Source organism: Pseudomonas sp. QC2, assembly GCF_002859085.1.
Classification (GTDB): domain Bacteria; phylum Pseudomonadota; class Gammaproteobacteria; order Pseudomonadales; family Pseudomonadaceae; genus Aquipseudomonas; species Aquipseudomonas petroselini.
Window position 1 is genome coordinate 177,198 of record NZ_PKKS01000012.1, and the last position, 21,664, is coordinate 198,861.

18 protein-coding genes are annotated in these 21,664 nt (G+C 60.7%); 6 read left to right on the forward strand and 12 right to left on the reverse strand.

The annotated features are described in order from the left end of the window. Nucleotides 1–226 precede the first annotated feature (226 nt). Complete coding sequence (lexA, locus tag QCBJ_RS12505) at nucleotides 227–835, forward strand: transcriptional repressor LexA (protein ID WP_003172575.1); 609 nt, start codon at nucleotides 227–229, stop codon at nucleotides 833–835. 10 nt (nucleotides 836–845) lie between these two features. Continuing rightward, complete coding sequence (gene sulA / locus QCBJ_RS12510) at nucleotides 846–1,319, forward strand: SOS-induced cell division inhibitor SulA (RefSeq protein ID WP_012722849.1); 474 nt, start codon at nucleotides 846–848, stop codon at nucleotides 1,317–1,319. 371 nt (nucleotides 1,320–1,690) lie between these two features. Here the strand turns inward: sulA and QCBJ_RS12520 are convergent, their stop codons facing one another. The 7 genes from QCBJ_RS12520 to QCBJ_RS12550 form a co-directional block, all read right to left on the reverse strand. Then, a complete protein-coding gene (locus QCBJ_RS12520) occupies nucleotides 1,691–1,924 on the reverse strand; it encodes a hypothetical protein (protein WP_010212068.1) in 234 nt (77 codons plus the stop codon). A 118-nt stretch (nucleotides 1,925–2,042) separates the two neighbouring features. Next, a complete protein-coding gene (locus QCBJ_RS12525) occupies nucleotides 2,043–2,564 on the reverse strand; it encodes a DUF6586 family protein (RefSeq protein WP_102060932.1) in 522 nt (173 codons plus the stop codon). 198 nt (nucleotides 2,565–2,762) lie between these two features. Then, nucleotides 2,763–5,384, reverse strand: a complete 2,622-nt coding sequence (gene topA / locus QCBJ_RS12530; RefSeq protein WP_012722846.1) for a type I DNA topoisomerase — start codon at nucleotides 5,382–5,384, stop codon at nucleotides 2,763–2,765. Nucleotides 5,385–5,498: 114 nt separating this feature from the next. Continuing rightward, entirely contained in the window at nucleotides 5,499–5,735 is a 237-nt protein-coding gene (locus tag QCBJ_RS12535) for a DUF1653 domain-containing protein (protein ID WP_010212074.1), read from the reverse strand. A gap of 97 nt (nucleotides 5,736–5,832) precedes the next feature. Next, complete coding sequence (gene fadA / locus QCBJ_RS12540) at nucleotides 5,833–7,008, reverse strand: acetyl-CoA C-acyltransferase FadA (RefSeq protein WP_012722845.1); 1,176 nt, start codon at nucleotides 7,006–7,008, stop codon at nucleotides 5,833–5,835. A gap of 29 nt (nucleotides 7,009–7,037) precedes the next feature. Beyond that, nucleotides 7,038–9,185, reverse strand: a complete 2,148-nt coding sequence (gene fadB, locus QCBJ_RS12545) for a fatty acid oxidation complex subunit alpha FadB (RefSeq protein ID WP_012722844.1) — start codon at nucleotides 9,183–9,185, stop codon at nucleotides 7,038–7,040. A gap of 481 nt (nucleotides 9,186–9,666) precedes the next feature. Further along, nucleotides 9,667–10,104 carry a hypothetical protein gene (locus QCBJ_RS12550; protein ID WP_046035153.1) on the reverse strand — a complete coding sequence of 146 codons (438 nt, stop codon included), beginning with the start codon at nucleotides 10,102–10,104 and terminating at the stop codon, nucleotides 9,667–9,669. 105 nt (nucleotides 10,105–10,209) lie between these two features. On the opposite strand from QCBJ_RS12550, the gene QCBJ_RS12555 reads away from it, so the two are divergent. Further along, nucleotides 10,210–10,650: a universal stress protein gene (locus tag QCBJ_RS12555; protein WP_093545994.1), complete on the forward strand. Its 441-nt coding sequence runs from the start codon at nucleotides 10,210–10,212 to the stop codon at nucleotides 10,648–10,650. A 183-nt stretch (nucleotides 10,651–10,833) separates the two neighbouring features. Here QCBJ_RS12555 and QCBJ_RS12560 read toward each other — a convergent pair whose 3' ends face one another. Beyond that, nucleotides 10,834–12,753, reverse strand: a complete 1,920-nt coding sequence (locus tag QCBJ_RS12560) for an ATP-binding cassette domain-containing protein (protein ID WP_012722841.1) — start codon at nucleotides 12,751–12,753, stop codon at nucleotides 10,834–10,836. A 213-nt stretch (nucleotides 12,754–12,966) separates the two neighbouring features. On the opposite strand from QCBJ_RS12560, the gene QCBJ_RS12565 reads away from it, so the two are divergent. Then, on the forward strand, nucleotides 12,967–14,895 hold the full coding sequence (locus QCBJ_RS12565; RefSeq protein ID WP_102060933.1) for a transglycosylase SLT domain-containing protein: 1,929 nt from the start codon (nucleotides 12,967–12,969) through the stop codon (nucleotides 14,893–14,895). A gap of 249 nt (nucleotides 14,896–15,144) precedes the next feature. On the opposite strand, the gene QCBJ_RS12570 is transcribed toward QCBJ_RS12565, so the two are convergent. Continuing rightward, nucleotides 15,145–16,932 (reverse strand): ABC transporter ATP-binding protein/permease, encoded by a 1,788-nt coding sequence (locus QCBJ_RS12570; protein WP_177410660.1) that lies wholly within the window; start codon nucleotides 16,930–16,932, stop codon nucleotides 15,145–15,147. 245 nt (nucleotides 16,933–17,177) lie between these two features. Here QCBJ_RS12570 and QCBJ_RS30195 point away from each other — a divergent pair, with 245 nt between their 5' ends. Further along, on the forward strand, nucleotides 17,178–17,351 hold the full coding sequence (locus QCBJ_RS30195) for a PA1571 family protein (protein ID WP_043204960.1): 174 nt from the start codon (nucleotides 17,178–17,180) through the stop codon (nucleotides 17,349–17,351). Nucleotides 17,352–17,402: 51 nt separating this feature from the next. On the opposite strand, the gene pdxB is transcribed toward QCBJ_RS30195, so the two are convergent. Then, a complete protein-coding gene (pdxB, locus tag QCBJ_RS12575; RefSeq protein WP_102060935.1) occupies nucleotides 17,403–18,545 on the reverse strand; it encodes a 4-phosphoerythronate dehydrogenase PdxB in 1,143 nt (380 codons plus the stop codon). Nucleotides 18,546–18,685: 140 nt separating this feature from the next. On the opposite strand from pdxB, the gene QCBJ_RS12580 reads away from it, so the two are divergent. Next, nucleotides 18,686–20,080 carry an MATE family efflux transporter gene (locus QCBJ_RS12580; protein WP_012722836.1) on the forward strand — a complete coding sequence of 465 codons (1,395 nt, stop codon included), beginning with the start codon at nucleotides 18,686–18,688 and terminating at the stop codon, nucleotides 20,078–20,080. Here QCBJ_RS12580 and tusA read toward each other — a convergent pair. Together tusA and rlmM are read right to left on the reverse strand one after the other, a co-directional pair. Next, nucleotides 20,077–20,310: a sulfurtransferase TusA gene (tusA, locus tag QCBJ_RS12585; RefSeq protein ID WP_320400769.1), complete on the reverse strand. Its 234-nt coding sequence runs from the start codon at nucleotides 20,308–20,310 to the stop codon at nucleotides 20,077–20,079. The genes QCBJ_RS12580 and tusA overlap by 4 nt on opposite strands. A 160-nt stretch (nucleotides 20,311–20,470) precedes the next feature. After that, nucleotides 20,471–21,547, reverse strand: a complete 1,077-nt coding sequence (gene rlmM / locus QCBJ_RS12590) for a 23S rRNA (cytidine(2498)-2'-O)-methyltransferase RlmM (protein ID WP_012722834.1) — start codon at nucleotides 21,545–21,547, stop codon at nucleotides 20,471–20,473. Nucleotides 21,548–21,664 lie beyond the last annotated feature (117 nt).

Here is a 21,664-nt window from a genome sequence, read left to right on the forward strand (position 1 = left end):
GTTTCAGGTCGTGTCTTGTCAAGCCTGCGGGTTCGCTTTCCGGCCGGGCAGTCATGTATTTCATCGCTATTTAATCACATCCTTGGCGGTCTGTAGGCAGCGCTATCCCTGCCTTGTAGGACGTGTCCCCGATGACCGTCCAGCGGAGTGGCCAAAAAGGATGATTGCCAAGCGCAGTTCACTGTATATAATCCCAGTCACTGTATAAAAAGACAGAGCGATCAACATGCTAAAACTGACGCCACGCCAAGCTGAGATTCTGGCTTTTATCAAGCGCTGCCTCGATGACAACGGCTACCCGCCGACACGAGCGGAAATTGCGCTGGAACTGGGGTTCAAGTCCCCCAACGCCGCCGAAGAACACCTCAAGGCCCTCGCGCGCAAAGGCGCCATCGAGATGACCCCCGGTGCCTCGCGCGGCATTCGCATCCCTGGCTTCGAAGCCAAGGCCGACGAATCGACCCTGCCGATCATCGGCCGTGTCGCTGCCGGTGCGCCGATCCTGGCGCAGCAGCACGTCGAGGAATCCTGCAACATCAACCCGACCTTCTTCCATCCTCGCGCCGACTACCTGTTGCGGGTCCATGGCATGAGCATGAAGGACGTGGGCATCTTCGACGGTGACCTGCTGGCCGTCCACACTACACGCGAAGCCCGTAATGGCCAGATCGTCGTCGCCCGTATCGGCGACGAAGTCACCGTCAAACGCTTCAAGCGCGAAGGCAGCAAGGTCTGGCTGTTGGCCGAGAACCCTGAGTTCGCCCCGATTGAAGTGAACCTGAAAGATCAGGACCTGGTGATCGAAGGCTTGAGCGTCGGCGTCATTCGCCGCTAAAGGAGGCATCATGCAGCTCGTGCACACCCCACAACACACACAACTGTCGCTGTTCGAGGCCTTCATGGCCCAACCCCTTGCGCCCATCCTCAAGGAAACGATCGAGGCGCCCTGGAGCGCCGAGCCTGAGGCGTTCAGTGAATTGTCGTTGCGCGGTGCAGCTGGGAGCTGCCTGAGCCTGTTGGCGCCGATCCTTCGCGAATTGAGCGAAGAGCAGGACGCCCGCTGGCTGACGCTGATCGCCCCGCCCGCCAGCCTGACCCAGGCCTGGCTGCGGGACGCCGGCCTCAACCGCGAACGCATCCTGCTGCTGCAACCGCGCGGCGCGCAAAGCGCCCAGCAGTTGACCTGCGAAGCCTTGCGCCTGGGCCGTAGCCACACCGTGGTGAGCTGGCTGAACCCTCTGAATGCTGCGGCCAAGCAACAGCTGATCAGCGCCGCACGCACGGGCGATGCTCAGAGCTTGAATATTCGATTGGGATAAAAGTACGGACTTTGCGTGTGGTGTGCAGGCTTACTGTGGTTTGCAGGCTTGTTATGGTGACCGGGCTTACTGTGGTTTGCAGGCTTCTTATGGTGACCGGGCTTGTTGTGGTGAGCAGGCTTCTTATGGTGAGCAGGCTTGTTGTGGTGAGCAGGCTTGTTGTGGTGAGCGGGCTTGCCCCGCGCTGGGCTGCGAAGCGGCCCCAAAACCAAGCACCGTGGAATATCTGATGTACCGCATTGAATCTATTTAGGGCCGCTTCGCAGCCCAGCGCGGGGCAAGCCCGCTCACCACAACAGCCCAGCTCACAACCACAAGCCCACTCACCACAACAGCCCCGCTGACCAAAACTTGCACGCTCGTCGCAGACCTCAGTGAAGAACGCGTGGCCCGTCTTCTTTCTCCGGCTCGCCTTCTGCAAGGCGACCTGCCATCTGCACACCCACGCTCAACATGGCTTTTGCCACTTCCACGTGCTGGCCCTGCAGGAACACTTTGGCGTCCTCGGAAAAATCCAGAATAACCAGAGAACCTTCGTCCTCAGCCCGGCGCAGCTCGATTCGGCCGTCGGGCAACTCAACAATTTCCAGAAAGGACGTCGGCATAAAAGTCTGTTCTCCACGAAAGCCCGGGATTATATCAGTCATCCGCCCGGCTTCGTTGAGGTTCTGAAGAGGTTTCTTTACGGCTTGATGAACGGCGCCATATGAATCCGACCAACGTTCAGCACTCGTTTAAACCTTCACGAAAGCGCAACGCCATCTTTTTCAGATCCTGACGCCAGCCTTCCAACTCTTCGCGACTCAGAGGCTTGGGCTCTTCCTCTTCCAACGCAACCGCCACGATCAGGGGCTGGGTCACATCGCCCTTGGGCACATGGGGAACACGGGGCGGCTGAAACATATCCGCATGGGCCTTAAGCAGACGCGCGACCCAGCTGTCAGGGCTCTGGGCCATTTCCACCAACTCGGCCAGCTCAGGGATCGCCATGCTTTCCAGCACTTCACGACTCATGATCATTTCCGCACGGGGCGAACCGGCCTGGGGCAAGCGGTAGAACCCGGCGATCTCATGACACAAGCCCAGTAACGCACCATACAGGTGGAACAACGCGGCTTCACGCCCAGCCTGAACCAGCGCAATCGCATTCATCTCCTTCCCTTCCTCGGCACGGCCAAGGGCTTCCAGGGACAAACCCGCGAAGTAAATTTTCTGGTTGGTACGGGTATAGAGTTCGTTGGCCATGACGGCAATCTCCACAACGAATAAGCGTGATGCTCGCTGAACAGTGTCACGGATCAGCCGAACCTACTGCAAGTGCAATAAACCGCTGCTTAGGCGGGTCAAAACTCGACGTTCAGAACCAAAAAGATCCAATGTGGGAGGGGCGACGACGATTCGACTTGCCCCTTCCCACATTGGATCTTCAGCGCATCCGACGGATCAAGCGCCCTGACGCTTGTCCTCGACCTTCCACTTACCACCGTCGTAGAACGCTTTCCAGCCGGTAGGCTTGCCGTCCACTTCGGACTGCACGTATTGCTCCTTGGTCTTGCGGCTGTAGCGGATCACGGCCGGACGACCGTCGGGATCCTTCTTCGGCGCTTCACACAGGAAGTGGTACTTCGGATCGATCTCATCCTTGTGCGGCACGATCTCCAGCACCAACGGTGCACGGGTCTCGCGGTTTTTCGGGAACTGGCTGGCCGCCAGGAACAGGCCGGAAGCGCCGTCACGCAGGATGTAGGTGTCGTTGACCTTCTCGCACTTGAGTTCGGGCATCTTCACCGGGTCCATCTTAGGCGGCGCCGCGTCACCGCTTTTCAGCAGTTTGCGGGTGTTCTTGCACGTCGGGTTGGTGCAACCGAAGAACTTGCCGAAACGACCGGTCTTGAGCTGCATCTCGCTGCCGCACTTGTCGCATTCCAGGCTCGGACCTTCATAGCCCTTGATGCGGTAGGTGCCTTCTTCGATCTCGTAGCCGTTGCAATCCGGGTTGTTACCGCAGATGTGCAGCTTGTGCTTCTCGTCCAGCAGGTAAGCGTCCATCGCCGTGCTGCAGATCGGGCAACGGTGCTTGCCACGCAGTACCAGCGACTCGGATTCACCCTCATCGTCAGCCGCGATTTCATCGCCCGGCACCAGGTTGACGGTGGCCTTGCAGCGCTCTTTCGGCGGCAGGCTGTAGCCCGAGCAACCGAGGAAAACGCCGGTGGACGCCGTACGAATCTGCATCGGGCGGCCGCAGGTCAGGCACGGGATGTCGGTCATCACCGGCTGGTTGGCACGCATGCCGCTCTCAGGGCTTTCGGCCACTTCGAGCTTTTTCTTGAAGTCGCCGTAGAACTCGTCCAGCACGTTTTTCCAGTCGCGCTCGCCCTGGGCGACGTCATCGAGGTTCTCTTCCATACCGGCGGTAAAGCCGTAGTCCATCAGGTTGGAGAAGCTCTCGGACAGGCGCTCGGTGACGATGTCGCCCATCTTTTCCGAATAGAAACGACGGTTGTGCAACGCCACGTAGCCGCGATCCTGGATGGTGGAGATGATCGCCGCGTAGGTCGAAGGACGACCGATACCGCGTTTTTCCATCTCTTTTACCAGGCTGGCTTCCGAGTAACGCGCCGGTGGCTTGGTGAAGTGCTGGGACGGGTCGAGCTTGATCAGCTTCAACGTATCGCCCTGGGCCATGTCCGGCAGCACATCATCATCGCCTGGCTTGGCGATTTGCGGCATCACGCGGGTGTAACCGTCGAACTTGAGGATACGGCCCTTGGCACGCAGCTCGAAGTCCCCAGCCCCCACACTGACCGTGGTGGACAGGTATTGCGCCGGCAGCATCTGGCAGGCCAGGAACTGGCGCCAGATCAGCTCGTAGAGGCGCTCGGCGTCGCGCTCCATGCCACTGAGCTTGCTTGGCTCGGTGTTGGCGTCCGAAGGACGAATCGCTTCGTGAGCCTCCTGTGCGCCTTCCTTGCTGCTGTAGACGTTCGGCTTCTCCGGCAGGTATTTCTTGCCGAACTCGCTTTCAATGTAGGTACGCGCCATCGCGACCGCGTCCACCGACAAGTTGGTGGAGTCGGTACGCATATAGGTGATGTAGCCGGCTTCGTACAGACGCTGGGCCATCATCATGGTTTTCTTTACCCCGAAGCCCAGGCGGTTACTCGCGGCCTGTTGCAGGGTGGAGGTGATGAACGGTGCCGATGGCTTGCTGCTGGTGGGTTTGTCTTCACGCTTGACGATGCTGTAGCTGGACGCCTTGAGCTTTTCCAGCGCAGCCATGGCCTGGGCTTCGTTCAGCGGCTTGAAGGCCTCACCTTTCTCGCGGGCCACTTCAAAGCGCACATTGGCGCCCTTGGCGGTGCCGAGGTCGGCGTGGACTTCCCAATACTCTTCGGGGTTGAACGCACGGATCTCGCGCTCACGCTCCACCACCAGCTTTACCGCGACCGATTGCACACGGCCGGCGGACAGGCCACGGGCGATCTTGGCCCACAACAGTGGCGAGACCATGTAACCCACGACGCGGTCGAGGAAACGACGCGCCTGCTGGGCGTTGACACGGTCGATGTCCAGTTCGCCCGGCTTGGAGAAGGCTTCCTGGATGGCTTTCTTGGTGATTTCGTTGAACACCACACGCTTGTAGCGGCTGTCGTCGCCGCCAATGGCTTCCCGCAGGTGCCAGGCAATGGCTTCCCCTTCGCGGTCCAAGTCCGTTGCGAGATAGATGGTGTCGGCATCTTTGGCGAGCCGGCGCAGCTCTTCGATGACCTTTTCCTTGCCCGGAAGGATTTCGTACTTGGCCTTCCAGCCATGATCCGGGTCCACACCCATGCGTGAGACCAGCTGCTTGCGCGCTTTCTCTTTAGGCGTGAGTACCGGACCTTCGCCCGCGGCGGCCTTGCCGCGCTTGGCGGCAGGCTCCTTGCTGGCGCTAGCCGAACCGCTGGTGGGCAGGTCTCGGATATGGCCGATACTCGACTTCACCACGTACTCGTTGCCCAAGTACTTGTTGATGGTCTTGGCCTTAGCCGGGGATTCCACAATGACCAGCGATTTGCCCATGGATCGGAAAATTCCTGAATTCGAGAAGTGAAAGGCAGTTGGCGCCTGACGCGGCAACGCTATATATAGTGGCAACAAGGTGAGGTCAAGCGCAGTATTCTGCGCGGCCTGCCGTTATTGCCCTGAAAAAAGACTGGGTTCGGCCTGCACCAAAGCAAAGCGTGGGACCTGTTCGCCGTCAACTTCGACGGTCTCCAGGAACATGCTCAATGGGCGCACCCAAAAGCCGTAATCGCCATACAGTGCTTGGTAGAACACCACTTCTTCTTCGGTCTCGGAGTGCCGCGCCACACTGAAAACGCGGTACTGCGGACCTTTATAATGCTGGTAGAGCCCTGGTTCGACTTTCATGCTCTGGCCCTCTTACAAAATTTGTTAAAAAAAAAATACAAAACCGCCAAAAAACAAAAACCGGGGCACTGGGCCCCGGCTTCCGTCAACCCAACGCTTAGATGCGTTCGAAGACGGTGGAAATGCCTTGGCCGAGACCAATGCACATGGTGGCTACCCCGAGGTTGCCGCCATTTTGCTTCATCACGTTAAGCAAAGTGCCGGAGATACGCGCACCGGAGCAACCAAATGGGTGGCCCAGGGCAATTGCGCCGCCGTGCAGGTTAACCTTCTCATTCATCTTGTCGAGCACTTTCAAATCTTTCAGCACGGGCAGGGCCTGTGCGGCGAAAGCTTCATTGAGCTCGAAGAAGTCGATATCCGAGATGGTCAGGCCCGCGCGCTTCAAGGCTTTTTGTGTGGCCGGTACTGGACCATAGCCCATGATCGCCGGGTCCACACCCGCCACTGCCATCGAACGGATCACGGCCAGCGGCTGGATACCCAGGTCCTGGGCACGCTGCGCCGACATCACGATCATGCACGAGGCACCGTCGGTGATTTGCGACGAAGTACCGGCGGTCACGGTGCCGCCCTTTGGATTGAACGCCGGCTTCAGAGCCGCCAGGCTTTCCAGGGTGGTATCCGGACGAATGGTTTCGTCGTAATCGAACAGTTTGAGGAAACCGTTCTCGTCATAACCGTTCATCGGGATGATTTCATCCTTGAACTTGCCTTCCACGGTCGCCTTGTGGGCGAGCTGATGCGAACGCAGGCCAAACGCATCCTGGGCTTCACGGGTAATGCCGTGCATTTTGCCGAGCATTTCCGCGGTCAGGCCCATCATGCCCGAGGCTTTTGCCGCGTACAGCGACATGTGCGGGTTAGGATCGACGCCGTGCATCATGCTGACGTGGCCCATGTGCTCCACACCGCCGACCACGAACACATCACCGTTGCCGGTCATGATTGCCTGGGCGGCAGTGTGCAGCGCGCTCATCGACGAACCGCACAGGCGGCTCACGGTCTGGCCGGCGGCGGTGTGCGGGATCTGAGTCATCAGCGACGCCATGCGCGCGATGTTCCAGCCCTGCTCCAGGGTCTGGTTGACGCAGCCCCAGATCACGTCTTCGACTTCGTTCGGGTCGACCTTGACGTTGCGCTCCAGCAACTTGCTGATCAGGTGTGCCGACATGTCTTCGGCACGGGTGTTGCGGTGCATGCCGCCCTTGGAGCGGCCCATCGGTGTGCGACCGAAGTCGACAATCACCACGTCTCTTGGATTCAAGCTCATAAATATTCTCGCTCTAGTCGTCTGGGCGCTTAACCGAAGAAGCTCTGGCCATTCTTGGCCATTTCACGCAGCTTCGCGGTCGGGTGGTACAGCGGGCCCAAATCAGCGTATTTGTCAGCCAGGGCAACGAACTCAGCCACACCGATCGAATCGATGTAACGCAGCGCACCACCACGGAATGGAGGGAAACCAATACCGTACACCAGGCCCATATCGGCTTCGGCGGCGGTCTCGACGATGCCGTCTTCCAGGCAACGCACGGTTTCCAGGCACAGGGCGATCATCATCCAGTTGATGATGTCTTCGTCGGACACCTCACGCTGTTCGTAGATGACCGGAGCCAGCACTTCGTGCACCGACGGATCGGCCACTTTCTTCTGCTTGCCCTTCTTGTCGGCCTCGTAGGCGTAGAAACCCTTGCCGTTCTTCTGGCCCAGGCGCTTGGCCTCGTACAGCGCGTCGATCGCCGAACGGCGGTCGTCTTTCATGCGGTCCGGGAAGCCTTCAGCCATCACGTCGCGGCCGTGGTGGCCGGTGTCGATGCCGACCACGTCCATCAGGTACGCCGGGCCCATCGGCCAGCCGAATTTTTCCATGACCTTGTCGATGCGCACGAAGTCCACACCGGCGCTGACCAGCTTGGCGAAGCCGCCGAAGTACGGGAACAGCACGCGGTTGACCAGGAAGCCCGGGCAGTCATTGACCACGATCGGGTTCTTGCCCATTTTCTTGGCGTAGGCAACGGTGGTGGCCACGGCCAGCTCGCTGGACTTCTCGCCACGGATCACTTCGACCAGCGGCATCATGTGCACCGGGTTGAAGAAGTGCATGCCGACGAAGTTTTCCGGACGCTTGAGGGCCTTGGCCAGCAGCGAGATGGAAATGGTCGAGGTGTTGGAGGCCAGGATAGTGTCGTCTTTGACCTGGGCTTCGACTTCGGCCAGCACGGCCTGCTTGACCTTCGGGTTCTCGACTACGGCTTCGACCACCAGGTCGACATGCCCGAAATCACCGTAGGACAGCGTAGGACGAATGCCGTTAAGCACTTCAGCCATCTTCGCTGCGGTCATGCGACCTTTATCCACACGACCCACCAGCAGCTTGGCGGCTTCTGCCAGGCCTTGCTCGATACCGTGCTCGTTGATGTCTTTCATCAGGATCGGCGTGCCCTTGGACGCCGACTGATAGGCGATACCGCCGCCCATGATACCGGCGCCGAGTACGGCCGCCTGTTTCACGTCGCGGGCGATCTCGTCGTAGGCCTTGGCCTTTTTCTTCAGCTCCTGATCGTTCAGGAACAGGCCGATCAAGCTCTGGGCCGCCGAGGTTTTCGCCAGTTTGACGAAACCTGCCGCTTCCACTTCCAGGGCTTTGTCGCGACCGAAGTTCGCGGCTTTCTGGATGGTCTTGATCGCTTCAACCGGCGCCGGGTAGTTCGGCCCGGCCTGGCCAGCCACGAAACCCTTGGCGGTTTCGAACGACATCATTTGTTCGATGGCATTGAGCTTGAGTTTTTCCAGCTTCGGCTGACGCTTGGCCTTGTAGTCAAATTCGCCGCTGATGGCGCCTTTGATCAGGTTCAGTGCGGCTTCGGCGAGTTTGTCCGGGGCAACCACAGCATCGACGGCACCGACTTTCAGCGCGTCTTCGGCACGGTTTTCCTTGCCGGCGGCGATCCACTCGATGGCGTTGTCGGCACCGATCAGGCGCGGCAGGCGCACGGTGCCGCCAAACCCTGGGTAGATGCCCAACTTGACTTCAGGCAGGCCGATCTTGGCCGTGGCCGACATGACGCGGAAGTCTGCCGCCAGGCACATTTCCAGGCCGCCGCCCAACGCGATGCCGTTGATCGCGGCGACGGTCGGTACGTTGAGGTCTTCGAAATCGCTGAAAATCTTGTTGGCTTCGAGGTTGCCAGCCACCAGCTCGGCATCGGGCAGCTTGAAGTTGTCGACGAATTCGGTGATGTCAGCGCCGACGATGAACACGTCCTTGCCGCTGGAGACGATCACGCCTTTGATCGATGCATCAGCCTTGATGGTGTCTACGGCCTGACGCAGCTCGTTCAGGGTTAGACGGTTGAACTTGTTGACGGACTCACCCTTGAGGTCGAATTTCAGTTCGACGATGCCACTTTCAAGAGCCTTAACCGTGATGGCTTTACCTTCGTAAATCATCAACTGATCTCCACGATATGGAAGCTGAACAGTACACATTGGACGCTGGCCTCTGGTTGGACACTGACAGTTGCGTCAATGCTCATGCCAATCCGCCAGGCACACCCGCCAATGCGATAGTCGGGATTCTGTATGAGTCGTCTGACAGACAAACGCTCAATTCATACGCCCGTTTGATTTGGGTACGCCACCTTCATCCAATTCCGGGCAATTGTCAATCGCTCGAAAGGCTAGGAAAAACGCGACTTTCCAGTCATTTCAGAACCCCAACGGCAAGCACTCGCCCCGTCAATATTCAAATATTCACGAAATCAATAACAGAAAATATGAGTAAAAAGGCTGTACAGAACGGGATCTGCCGCTAGGCTAGCGACAACCGTAACGCGCCTGGATGAACATCCGACGCGGGAACCCTCGATTTACCGGCCTGCCTGGCCAACTCCAGCCCGATGATGATGTCGGGCTTTTTATTGCGTGGCCGTTAAGCGAGCGCCTTGAGCAACGCATCGATATCTTTCAACACACTGGCCTCGCCCTTCTCGCCCCAATACAAGGCGATCATTTGCTTGTCAGCCTCGACTTTGTAGACGTTGGCCGGCAGCGTTGCAAAATGCGGCAACAACTTCTCATCGACGCACACTTCGCGCCACTGATTGACCCACACCCCTGGTTCCAACTGCCAGTAACTCCAGATCGCCGGGGTGCTGCCACGCCGTGGCCGGCAGTACTGCGCGCACGGGCTCGGCGGCTCCTGCTTGAGCCAGTGCGGCCACTCCTGAGGGGCCAGCTGCATGGCCAGGCCGATGCGGCGCGCTTCCATGCGCAGGGCCATGCGCCCGCTCTGATGGCGCGACGGGCGCAGCCATGCCAGAGGGCTCAGAACCACCACAAGGATTGACACCACTATCCAGACCGTCATATGTGTACTCCCGAATTTCTAGATGAGCGGATTTGACCTGACGCAACCCGATCCGCTTGAAAGCAGCCATACTGAACTTATTGCAGTCCCCTGGAGGAACGCCTCATGCCCTACCAACATATTCTGGTCGCTGTCGATCTGACCGAAGAGTGCGATCCAGTGATCAAGCGCGCGCAGGAATCTGCAATCGCCAATGGCGCCAAACTGTCGCTGGTGCATATCGTCGAGCCCATGGCCATGGCCTTTGGTGGCGACGTGCCGATGGACCTTTCCCAGTTGCAGCAACAACAATTCGACCAGGCCAAAGAGCGCCTCGACCGTTTGATTCTGAAATACCCGCACTTGAAAAAGGACGACTGCCACCTGACATACGGCCAACCGCGCCAGGAAATCCACCACTTGGCCAAGGAAAAGGCTTGCGACCTGATCGTGGTCGGCAGCCATGGCCGTCACGGCTTGGCGCTGCTACTGGGCTCTACCGCCAATGATGTATTGCACGGTGCGCCGTGCGATGTGCTGGCGGTGAAGCTGGTCAAATCCTCGTAAGCTCCTTGAAGATCAAATGTGGGTGGGGGCTTGCTCCCGATAACGGTGTTTCAGTCACCCGCTGCATCAGCTGACAAACTGCTAGCGGGAGCAAGCCCCCTCCCACATTTTGGACTGCATTTCATATGAAAAACCCGGTGCTCATGCCAATGAACACCGGGTTTTTTAATGCACTGCAATCAATCAGGCATCCAGCTCGGCCCAACGCTCAACCAACACTTCCAGCTCGTGGTTCAACGTCTCCAGAGAGGCAATCACCTTGGCAGTTTCGGCCGCCGGGCGCAGGTAGAAACCTGCGTCAGCCATTTCCGCTTCGACCGCAGCGATCTGCTGTTCCTTGGCGTCGATATCGCCCGGCAAGGCCTCCAGCTCACGCTGCAGCTTGTAGCTGAGTTTCTTCTTGGCCGCTGGTGCAGCTTCCTGGGCCGGCGCAGCAGCTTCCACGGGGGCAACCACAGCGGAGGTCAGGTCGGCCTTGCCGGACTTGCTCTCAGTCACGCCCAGCAAACGCGGCGAGCCGCCCTGGCGCAGCCAGTCCTGATAGCCACCGACGTATTCACGCACCTTGCCTTCACCTTCGAAGACCAGGGTGCTGGTGACCACGTTGTCGAGGAATGCCCGGTCGTGACTGACCATCAGCACGGTGCCGTTGAAGGTCAGCAGCACTTCTTCCAACAGTTCGAGGGTTTCCACATCGAGGTCGTTGGTCGGTTCGTCGAGTACCAGCAGGTTGGCCGGCTTGCTGAACAGCTTGGCCAGCAGCAGGCGCGCACGCTCACCACCGGACAAGGCTTTAACCGGCGTACGCGCACGTTGAGGGCTGAACAGGAAGTCGCCGAGGTAGCTGAGCACGTGGCGGCTCTGGCCGTCGATGTCGATAAAGTCGCGGCCTTCGGCGACGTTGTCGATCACGGTTTTCTCCAGGTCCAACTGGTGGCGCAGTTGGTCGAAGTAGGCCACGTCGATGCGCGTGCCCTCTTCCACGGTGCCGCTGGTCGGCTGCAGACCATTGAGCATCAGCTTGAGCAAGGTGGTCTTGCCGGTACCGTTGGCGCCGAGCAGACCGATACGGTCGCCGCGCGCCAGGACCATCGAGAAGTCCTTGATCAGGAACGGGCCGCCCGGGTGCGCGAAGCTCACGTTCTCGAGAACCATCACCTGCTTGCCCGACTTGTCGGCGGTGTCCAGCTGGATGTTGGCCTTGCCGGTGCGCTCACGACGCTCGCTGCGCTCAACGCGCAGGGCTTTCAGTGCACGTACACGACCTTCGTTACGGGTGCGGCGCGCCTTGATGCCTTGGCGGATCCAGACTTCTTCCTGAGCCAGTTTCTTGTCGAACAACGCGTTGGCGGTCTCTTCAGCGGACAGCGCGGCCTCTTTGTGCACCAGGAAGCTGGCGTAGTCGCCGTTCCAGTCGATCAGGCCGCCACGGTCCAGTTCGAGGATGCGCGTGGCCAAGCTCTGCAGGAAGGCACGGTCGTGCGTGATAAACAGCACGGCGCCCTGGAAATCCTTGATGGCTTCTTCCAGCCAGGCGATGGCGCCGATGTCCAGGTGGTTGGTGGGCTCGTCGAGCAACAGCAGGTCGGGCTCGGAGACCAGGGCCTGGGCCAGCAGCACACGACGACGCCAGCCGCCGGACAATTCGGCGAGGGTCTTGTCGGCCGGCAGTTGCAGGCGGCTCAAGGTGCTGTCGACCAGTTGCTGCAGGCGCCAGCCGTCACGGGCTTCGAGGTCTTGCTGGACGTGCATCAGCTTGTCCAGGTCTTCTTCGGTGACACAGTTCTGCGCCAGGTGATGGTATTGCGCGAGCAACTCGCCCACGCCATCCAGGCCTTCGGCAACCACGTCGAACACAGTCCGTCCGTCGGCCACCGGCAATTCTTGCGGCAATTCGCCAATCTTGAGGCCCGGAGCGCGCCATACGGAGCCTTCATCGGGCTTCTGGTCGCCCTTGACCAGCTTCATCATGCTGGACTTGCCGGTGCCATTGCGGCCGATGATACACACCCGCTCACCACGGGCGATCTGCCAGGACACCTTGTCCAACAACGGCATAGCGCCGAAAGCAAGGGACACATCGCTGAATTTGAGCAGGGTCATACGCTTCTCCAAAAACTGGGCGCGCATTCTACCTGAGTTGACGGTGGGATGCGGCCGGCATTTTCGCTGCCGACACGTTCTGTAGGACATTTCCAACGAACTTGAACGAACCGCCCGGCAAAGCTTTCAACGGCTGCGGGCAAAAGGCTAAGCTAGGGGCAATCAGTGTCGGCGGTGCCGGTGCTAGTCGTGATTTCTCTGCACGGACGTCTCATGCGCAGTCGCCTTTTCAACTTTTTATCTTGTCTGCTTCTTTCCGCCACCGCCGTTCAATCCGCCCAGGCCGTGGACCTCACCACCCAACGTCAATATTACGATGAAGCCAAACGGGCCCTGGCCAAGGGCGATACCGGCCCGTACATGCAATACAGCCAGGCCCTGGCCGACTACCCGCTGACGCCGTACCTGGCCTACGACGAACTGACCGCCCGCCTGAAAACCGCGAGCAACCAGGAAATCGAGCAGTTCCTTGCCAAAAACGGCGACCTGCCCCAAGCCAACTGGATGAAACTGCGCTGGTTGCGCTGGCTGGCCGAACGCGGCGACTGGCAGACCTTTGAAAAGTACTACGACGCCAAACTCAATTTCGTCGAACTGGACTGCCTGCACGGCCAGTTCCAGCTCACGCACAACCTGAAAGCCGAAGGCTACAAGACCGCCGAAAAACTCTGGATGACCGGCAAGTCCCAACCGGCGGCCTGCGATGTCACCTTCGGCCAATGGGCGGCTGACGGCCAACTCACCGAACAGAAAATCTGGGATCGCGCCAAACTCGCCGCCGAAGCGCGCAACTACGCGCTGGCCAACAGCCTGGTGAAAACCCTGCCCACCCTCGGCGCCCAAGGTCGCTTGATGGTCGACGTGGCGCAAAAGCCCGACATGCTCAGCGACCCGTCACGTTTCCTGCCGGCGACCGAGGCCATGTCCGACGCCGTGGGCCTGGGCTTGCGCCGCCTGGCACGCCAGGATCCGGACAAGGCCATGGCCCTGCTCGATGGCTACGCCAGCAGCATGCACTTCTCGCGTGACGAAAAAGTGTCGATCGCCCGTGAAATCGGCCTGACCCTGGCCAAGCGCTACGACCCGCGCGCCCTCGAGGTGATGACCAAGTACGACCCCGAGTTGCGCGATAACACCGTCTCGGAATGGCGCCTGCGCCTGCTGTTGCGCCTGGCGCGCTGGGAAGATGCCTACCAACTGACCCGCAAGCTCCCACAAGACCTCGCCACCACCAGCCGCTGGCGCTACTGGCAAGCCCGCAGCCTCGAACTGGCCGAGCCTAACAACCCGCAAGCGCTGGTCCTGTACAAGCACCTGGCGCAAGAACGCGACTTCTATGGTTTCCTCGCGGCGGATCGCTCAAAGGCGCCGTACCAACTGAAGAACAAGCCCTTGCTGATGAGCCAGGCGCTGGTCAACAAAGTACGCAACACCCCCGGCGTACGCCGTGCGCTGGAGTTCTATGCGCGTGGCCAGATCGTGGATGGCCGCCGTGAGTGGTACCACGTCAGCCGTCACTTCAACCGCGACGAGATGGTCGCCCAGGCCAAGCTGGCCTACGACATGAAGTGGTACTTCCCCGCCATCCGCACCATCAGCCAGGCGCAGTACTGGGACGACCTGGACATCCGCTTCCCGATGGCCCACCGCGACACCCTGGTGCGGGAAGCCAAGGTGCGCGGCCTGCACTCCAGCTGGATATTCGCGATCACCCGCCAGGAAAGCGCCTTCATGGACGACGCCCGCTCCGGCGTCGGCGCCAGCGGCCTGATGCAACTGATGCCCGGCACCGCCAAGGAAACGGCGCGCAAGTTCAGTATCCCCCTGGCCTCCCCGGCCCAGGTGCTGGACCCGGACAAAAACATCCAGCTCGGCGCCGCCTACCTGAGCCAGGTGCACAGCCAGTTCAACGGCAACCGCGTGCTCGCCTCCGCCGCCTACAACGCCGGCCCCGGCCGTGTGCGCCAGTGGCTGCGCGGCGCCGATCACCTGAGTTTCGACGTATGGGTGGAAAGCATCCCGTTCGACGAAACCCGCCAGTATGTGCAGAACGTGCTGTCTTATTCGGTGATCTACGGGCAGAAGCTCAACTCCCCCCAGCCGTTGGTGGATTGGCATGAGCGGTATTTTGATGATCAGTAAGGCCTAGGCAGAGGCTGCCACACTGTTGACGATTCCTGCCGGATGTCGAGCGGGCTTGTAAAACGGGGGTGACCCTAGATTTTTGTGGTGAGCGGGCTTGCCCCGCGCTGGAGGGCGAAGCACTCCCAATCCAGTGGCCGCAGTGTAGGGGTGAGTGTAGGGTGTAGGGGTGACTGATACACCGCATCGTCCGTGTTAGGGCTGCTACGCAGCCCAGCGCGGGGCAAGCCCGCTCACTACATCGACCGCCTAGTCCTCGCTTTCCGCACCCTCAGCACCATTACTGAACTGCAACGCCGCCAACCGCGCATACAGCGGATTGCTCGCAATCAACTGTTGATGCGTACCCACCGCCACCAGCTTGCCCTGGTCCATCACCGCAATGCGGTCAGCGTTCTTCACCGTGGCCAATCGATGGGCGATCACCAGCGTGGTGCGACCCTGCATCAATTGCGGCAGTGCTTGCTGGATCAGGTGTTCACTCTGGGCATCGAGGGCGCTGGTGGCTTCGTCGAGCAGCAGTATCGGCGCGTCCACCAGCAGCGCACGGGCGATGGCCAGGCGCTGACGTTGGCCGCCGGAGAGGCCCATGCCGCCGTCGCCGAGGTGGGTCTGGTAGCCGTCGGGCATTTGCAGGATGAAGTCATGAGCATGGGCAATGCGCGCGGCGGCTTCGACCTGTTCGGTGGTGGCCGTCGGGTTGCCGTAGCGGATGTTCTCTTCGACGCTGCCGAAAAACAGCGCCGGGCTCTGGGAGACCAAGGCGAAGTGGCGGCGCAGGTCCATGGGGTCGAGTTCGGTCAGCGGGTGGCCTTCGAGCAGGATGCGGCCTTGCTGGGGGTCGTAGAAGCGCAGCAGCAGGTCGAAAATGGTCGATTTACCGGCACCGGATGGGCCTACCAGCGCCAGGGTTTCTCCGGGGTTGATGGTCAGGTTCAGGCCGTCGATGGCGTAGCTGTCGGGACGTGAAGGGTAGGAAAAGCGCAGGTCTTGCAGTTCCATGCGGCCGCTGACCCGCTCCGGCAGTTGGACGGTGCCGTCGGCGGGCGCCTGGATGTCATTGTTCGACTGCAATAACTCGCCAATGCGCTCGGCGGCACCGGCAGCGCGTTGCAGTTCGCCGAGCACTTCACTCAGGGTGCCGACCGCGCTGCCGACGATCAGGCTGTAGAACACAAACGCCGCCAGCTCACCGCCGGAAATCCGCCCGCTGATGACGTCCATGCCACCCACCCACAGCATCACCCCCACGGCGCCCAGCACCAGCATGATCACCAGGGTAATCAACCAGGCACGCTGGGTGATGCGTTTGCGCGCGGTGGTAAAGGCGTCTTCCACCGTCACGGCGAAGCGCTGTTCGTCCTGCACCTGGTGGTTGTACGCCTGCACGGTCTTGATCTGACCGAGGGTCTCGGACACATAGCTGCCCACATCAGCGATGCGGTCCTGGCTTTGTCGCGACAGGCTGCGCACGCGCCGGCCGAAAATCAGGATCGGCGCCAGCACCAGCGGCAGCGCCACCACCACGATACTGGTGAGCTTGGGGTTGGTGACAAACAGCAGCACGATGCCACCGATGACCATCAACGCATTGCGCAGGAACAGCGACAGCGAGGAGCCGATCACCGATTGCAGCAAGGTGGTGTCGGTGGTCAGCCGCGACTGGATTTCCGAACTGCGGTTGTTCTCGTAGAAGCCCGGGTGCAGGTAAATAAGATGGTTGAACACTTGCCGACGGATATCGGCCACCACCCGTTCGCCGATCCACGACACCAGGTAAAACCGTGCAAACGTGCCCACCGCCAAGCCCAGCACCAGCACCATGAACAGGCCGATGGACTGGTTGAGCAGGTGCGGCGACTGGGTCATGAAACCCTGGTCCACCAGCAGGCGGATGCCCTGCCCCATGGACAAAGTAATGCCGGCGGTAACGATGAGCGCCAACAGGGCGCCGAGTGCGTGCCAGCGGTAAGGCGCAATGAAGCGGCTGGCCAGGCGGATCGCACGGCGTTGACGGACTGAGAACATGGAGGGCATCACCTGCGCAGGGGAGATAAGTATCTACACCCAACATTGGGGGAACTTGGGCAAATAGCAATGAGTCAGGTTAATTATGCCCGCCGACGCTGATCCCTAGAGGCTATCGGTCTAACCCCTGGCTGGAAATTTGTATCGGTTTCTGGTGGACTGGGTGTTCGAACCGGTGATCCCGCAGGGAGTTGTAACAGCGTGGTCACGCGGGGGTCTTAAAGTGGGTACACAACCTGATGAGGAGACAGGCCATGACCTTGCAAAATAGCAGCGATGCCAAGATTGAAGTGATCCGCCAGCCGCAGCAGCTGCCTTGCTCGTACATCGACGCTCAGGGCCGTGAAGTGCAGATCACCGAAGAGATGATCCAGCAAGCCTGCAGCGAACTGGAAGAAAAATTGGTCAAGCCTGCCCAGCAAGGCTGAAACGCCACGCTCTTTCAAACCCGGCCCAGGTGGCCGGGTTTTTATTGGCGTTTAAATTGCCTGCGCGCCCAATGCGGACACGATACTGGCCAGGGCCGTCGACTCCCCATTGATACGCACCTTCAAACCCTCGATCTCGCGGCGTGCGGGATAATGCTTGCGCAGCAGGTCAAACGCCTTACGCTGCTCATCCACCGTTCCCACAAGGCTACGACGGAAATCCGCATCATCGCGACGCGGGTCGTACACGCTGCGGCACAGGGTCGCCAATGCCCAGGCCGGGTCAGTCGATGCATTCAAGTGCACCTCGGCCAACCACGGTGGCGGCAGCAGATCACTCAACAGGATGCTCGGCGCCTGACCCAGGTGCGCACAGAACGCCTGATAGATCTGCGCCGTGCCGCGCTGCCTGCCCTCCAGGCTGTAGCCGGCGATATGCGGCGTGGCCAGCACGCACAAATCAGCCAGGTCGACGTCCACTTCGGGTTCGCCTTCCCACACGTCCAGCACCGCTTGCAGGTCTTCACGCGCCAGCAACACCTCACGCAGCGCGGCGTTGTCCACCACCGGGCCACGGCTGGCGTTGATCAGCCAGGTGCCGGGCTTGAGCTGCTCGAGGCGCTGGCGGTCGAACAGGTGCCAGGTGGAACCGTTGCCGGACTTGGTCAGCGGCGTGTGCAGGCTGATCACGTCGCATTGCTCGATGATCTGCGCCAAGCTGACGTAGTCGCCGTCCTCGGCGATCTGCCGTGGCGGGTCGCACACCAGCACGTTCCAGCCCAGGCCCTTGAGCACCTTGACCAGCCGCCCGCCCACTTCACCCGCGCCCACCACACCGTAAGTACGCTGATTGAGGTCGGCGCCTTCGATCTCGGCCAGGGTCTGCAGGCTGCCCAGCACATAGTCCACCACGCCACGCGCGTTGCAGCCGGGGGCGCTGGACCACTGGATGCCGGCCTGCTTGAAGTAATCGAGGTCCAGATGGTCGGTGCCAATGGTGCAGGTGCCGACGAAGCGAACCTTGCTGCCCTCCAGCAATGCACGGTTGACGTTGGTCACCGAGCGCACCAACAACACATCAGCCTGCTCGACCGTAGCGCGGTCGAGGGAACGGCCGGGCACGCGGCGAATCTCGCCAAATCCTTGGAAAAATGCATCGAGCAGCGGAATATTTTCGTCGGCAACAATCAGCATGGCAGGCTCCTTTGGCGGACCCGCAGTGTACAGGGATCGCAGCCCTCGCTTACAAATCGCTAACACAGGTTTTTTCCTGACCGATGCGTCAAGGCGTAGAATCCGCCGTCCTTGCGCTGCCTTTTACTGGACACCTGTACGTGAACACTGCCACCGCCACCCTCACCCGCCCCGCCCGCATCAGCCGGGAAGTGCGCGGCCTGTTGACGCTCGCCTTGCCGATCATCATCGGCCAACTGGCCACTACGGCGATGAGCTTTGTCGATGCGGTCATGGCCGGGCGCGTCAGCCCCCAGGACCTGGCGGCCGTAGGCCTGGGCAATTCGATCTGGATCCCGGTGTACCTGCTGATGACCGGCACGCTGCTGGCCACTACGCCGAAAGTTGCTCAGCGCTACGGCGCGGGCCAGTTCAGCGAGATCGGGCCGCTGGTGCGACAGTCCTTGTGGCTGGCCGTGGTGGTCGGTATCACGGGCGCGCTGCTGTTGCTCTGCGCCGAACCGATCCTGCGTGCGATGAAGGTCGAGCCCGACCTGATCGCGCCGTCCATGGGCTACCTGCATGGCATTGCCGCCGGTATGCCGGCCATTGCGCTGTATTACGTGTTGCGCTGTTTCAGCGACGGCCTGGGCCGCACGCGGCCGAGCATGGTGATGGGCCTGTGTGGCCTGGCGCTGAACATTCCGCTGAACTACATCTTCATCTACGGTCACCTCGGCCTGCCAGCCATGGGTGGCGTGGGGTGTGGCTGGGCCACGGCCATTGCGATGTGGGTGATGATGCTCGGCCTGGCCGGCTGGACCCGCTGGGGCCCGGCCTATCAGAGCAGCGAATTGTTCAAGCGCTTCGACTGGCCGCAATGGGCGGTGATCAAGCGTGTACTGGGGATTGGCCTACCGATTGGCATCGCGATTTTTGCCGAATCGAGCATTTTCGCGGTAATCGCCTTGCTGCTCGGTAGCCTGGGGGCCACGGTAGTGTCCGGCCATCAGATCGCCCTGAACGTCAGCTCGCTGGTGTTCATGATCCCCTACTCCTTGAGCATGGCCGTCACCGTGCGCGTCGGCCAGGCGCTGGGCCGTGGCGAACCGCGTGAAGCGCGCTTCGCCGCCGGTGTCGGCATGGGCACTGCGCTGGCGTATGCCTGCTTGTCTTGCAGCCTGATGCTGGTGTTTCGCGAGCAGATTGCGGCGATCTACACCCCGGACCCGGTGGTGATTCACTTGGCGTCGATGTTGATCGTGTTCTCAGCGCTGTTCCAGTTCTCCGACTCCATCCAGGTCACGGCGGCGGGCGCATTGCGTGGCTACCAAGACACGCGCGTGACCATGGTGCTGACCTTGTTCGCGTATTGGGGCGTGGGCCTGCCGGTGGGTTATGCCTTGGGCCTGACCGACTGGCTGGGCGAACCCAGCGGCCCAAGCGGCTTGTGGCAAGGGCTGATCGTAGGCCTGAGCTGCGCGGCGGGGATGTTGCTGGTGCGCCTGGCGCGCAGTGCACGCCGGCGCATTCGCGCAGACAAGGCGTTGGGTTAAACGGAGTTCTTGCGGATCCAGTACAGGTACGTACCGGCCTGCTCCTGCTGATCCACCAGTTCGTGGTCCAAGAACACGCAGAACTTGGGAATATCGCGACGCGTGGACGGGTCGGTCGCGATCACCTTGAGCAAGCCACCGGGCGGCAGGTCGCGGATGTGCTGGTGCAGCATCATGACCGGTTCCGGGCAGTTGAGGCCGGTGGCGTCGAGGGTGCCGTCTACAGGCATTTCTTCTGGATGACTCATACTTCACTCCTGAAACAGACCCGCTCTACTGTGGGAGCGGGCTTGCCCGCGATGACGGGGGCACATTCATCATAGATATCGACCGTTATACCGCTATCGCAGGCCAGCCAGCGCCCACATTTGAGCGGTGACCGCCCTAGACTCAGCGGGCCTTGGTTTTCTTCGCTGTTTCCAGCCGACGCAAATGGCAAGTCACTTCCTCACGGTCGTGATACAGCTGCTTGCAGCCGATCTCCACACGAATACCACGCGCCTTGAAGCCCTCTTCGATACGCTCCAGCAAGCGCTTCACTTCGGCGTAACGCTGTTTCATCGGCAACTTGAGGTTCACCACCGCCTCGCGGCAATGCCCCTCGCCGATCCAGGTTTCCAGCAGTGCGGCGTTACGCGCCGGTTTCTCGACAATATCGCAAACCATCCAGTCCACCGGCTGCTTGGGCACGAAGGTGAAGCCGTCGGCCATCAAGTGTTGGACCAGGCCGGTGTCCATCAGGCTTTCGGCCATGGGGCCGTTGTCGATGGCGGTTACCAGCATGCCACGGTTGACCAGTTGCCAGGTCCAACCGCCCGGCGCTGCGCCGAGGTCGACGCCGGTCATGTCGCCGTGCAGGCGCTCGTCCCACTGGTCGCGGGGAATGAAGTGGTGCCAGGCCTCTTCCAGCTTGAGGGTAGAACGGCTGGGCGCATCCCGTGGGAATTTCAGGCGCGGGATGCCCATCGGCCACATGGCCGAGTTGTTCGACTCGGCCAGCCCCATGAACACTTCGCGGCCGCTCTTGAAGGTCAGCAGCAGGCGCGGCTTGCTCGGGTCATCGACCAGCTTGCCGGCGTTCAGCAAGGCTTTGCGCAGGTGCACTTCGAACTTCTTGCAGAAGTTCGACAGTTCCTTGCCGTCGTTGGTGTCGACCATCTCCAGCCACAGGCTGCCGCACACCGGGAATTCGCGCAGGTGGGCGAGGATCACGCTGATGCGGTCGGTTTCCGGCAGGTCGATGAATACCCCGCGCGCCCATTGCCGCGGGAAGATCAGCTCGGCAAAACGCTGGCCGTGCATCAGGCGCTGGGCGCCGTCTTCTTCGGTGCAGACAAATTCGGCGCAGGCGCTGCCGGTCTTGGCCTTGGCGTAGCCGGAAACGTTCAGGCGCGCGGCGTGTTCCGCGATCTCGGAACAGACTTCGCCTTCAAAACCTGGGCGGCAGTGCATAAAAAGGGTGTTCATTGAATCTCCTGGCAACTGGCTTGCGCTATCGCAAAGCCTGTCATGAAAACGCGCGCATGATAGCTGAGTTCGGAACCTTGGTTCTGTCCATAGAGTCCAGTAATTAGCCAGCTACTG

What these genes read in the sequence shown, in the direction of transcription:
- lexA (WP_003172575.1), top strand. Translation starts at nt 227, where the DNA reads ATGCTAAAACTGACGCCACGCCAAGCTGAGATTCTGGCTTTTATCAAG.
- sulA (WP_012722849.1), top strand. Translation starts at nt 846, where the DNA reads ATGCAGCTCGTGCACACCCCACAACACACACAACTGTCGCTGTTCGAG.
- QCBJ_RS12520 (WP_010212068.1), bottom strand. Translation starts at nt 1,924, where the DNA reads ATGCCGACGTCCTTTCTGGAAATTGTTGAGTTGCCCGACGGCCGAATC.
- QCBJ_RS12525 (WP_102060932.1), bottom strand. Translation starts at nt 2,564, where the DNA reads ATGGCCAACGAACTCTATACCCGTACCAACCAGAAAATTTACTTCGCG.
- topA (WP_012722846.1), bottom strand. Translation starts at nt 5,384, where the DNA reads ATGGGCAAATCGCTGGTCATTGTGGAATCCCCGGCTAAGGCCAAGACC.
- QCBJ_RS12535 (WP_010212074.1), bottom strand. Translation starts at nt 5,735, where the DNA reads ATGAAAGTCGAACCAGGGCTCTACCAGCATTATAAAGGTCCGCAGTAC.
- fadA (WP_012722845.1), bottom strand. Translation starts at nt 7,008, where the DNA reads ATGAGCTTGAATCCAAGAGACGTGGTGATTGTCGACTTCGGTCGCACA.
- fadB (WP_012722844.1), bottom strand. Translation starts at nt 9,185, where the DNA reads ATGATTTACGAAGGTAAAGCCATCACGGTTAAGGCTCTTGAAAGTGGC.
- QCBJ_RS12550 (WP_046035153.1), bottom strand. Translation starts at nt 10,104, where the DNA reads ATGACGGTCTGGATAGTGGTGTCAATCCTTGTGGTGGTTCTGAGCCCT.
- QCBJ_RS12555 (WP_093545994.1), top strand. Translation starts at nt 10,210, where the DNA reads ATGCCCTACCAACATATTCTGGTCGCTGTCGATCTGACCGAAGAGTGC.
- QCBJ_RS12560 (WP_012722841.1), bottom strand. Translation starts at nt 12,753, where the DNA reads ATGACCCTGCTCAAATTCAGCGATGTGTCCCTTGCTTTCGGCGCTATG.
- QCBJ_RS12565 (WP_102060933.1), top strand. Translation starts at nt 12,967, where the DNA reads ATGCGCAGTCGCCTTTTCAACTTTTTATCTTGTCTGCTTCTTTCCGCC.
- QCBJ_RS12570 (WP_177410660.1), bottom strand. Translation starts at nt 16,932, where the DNA reads ATGCCCTCCATGTTCTCAGTCCGTCAACGCCGTGCGATCCGCCTGGCC.
- QCBJ_RS30195 (WP_043204960.1), top strand. Translation starts at nt 17,178, where the DNA reads ATGACCTTGCAAAATAGCAGCGATGCCAAGATTGAAGTGATCCGCCAG.
- pdxB (WP_102060935.1), bottom strand. Translation starts at nt 18,545, where the DNA reads ATGCTGATTGTTGCCGACGAAAATATTCCGCTGCTCGATGCATTTTTC.
- tusA (WP_320400769.1), bottom strand. Translation starts at nt 20,310, where the DNA reads ATGCCTGTAGACGGCACCCTCGACGCCACCGGCCTCAACTGCCCGGAA.
- rlmM (WP_012722834.1), bottom strand. Translation starts at nt 21,547, where the DNA reads ATGAACACCCTTTTTATGCACTGCCGCCCAGGTTTTGAAGGCGAAGTC.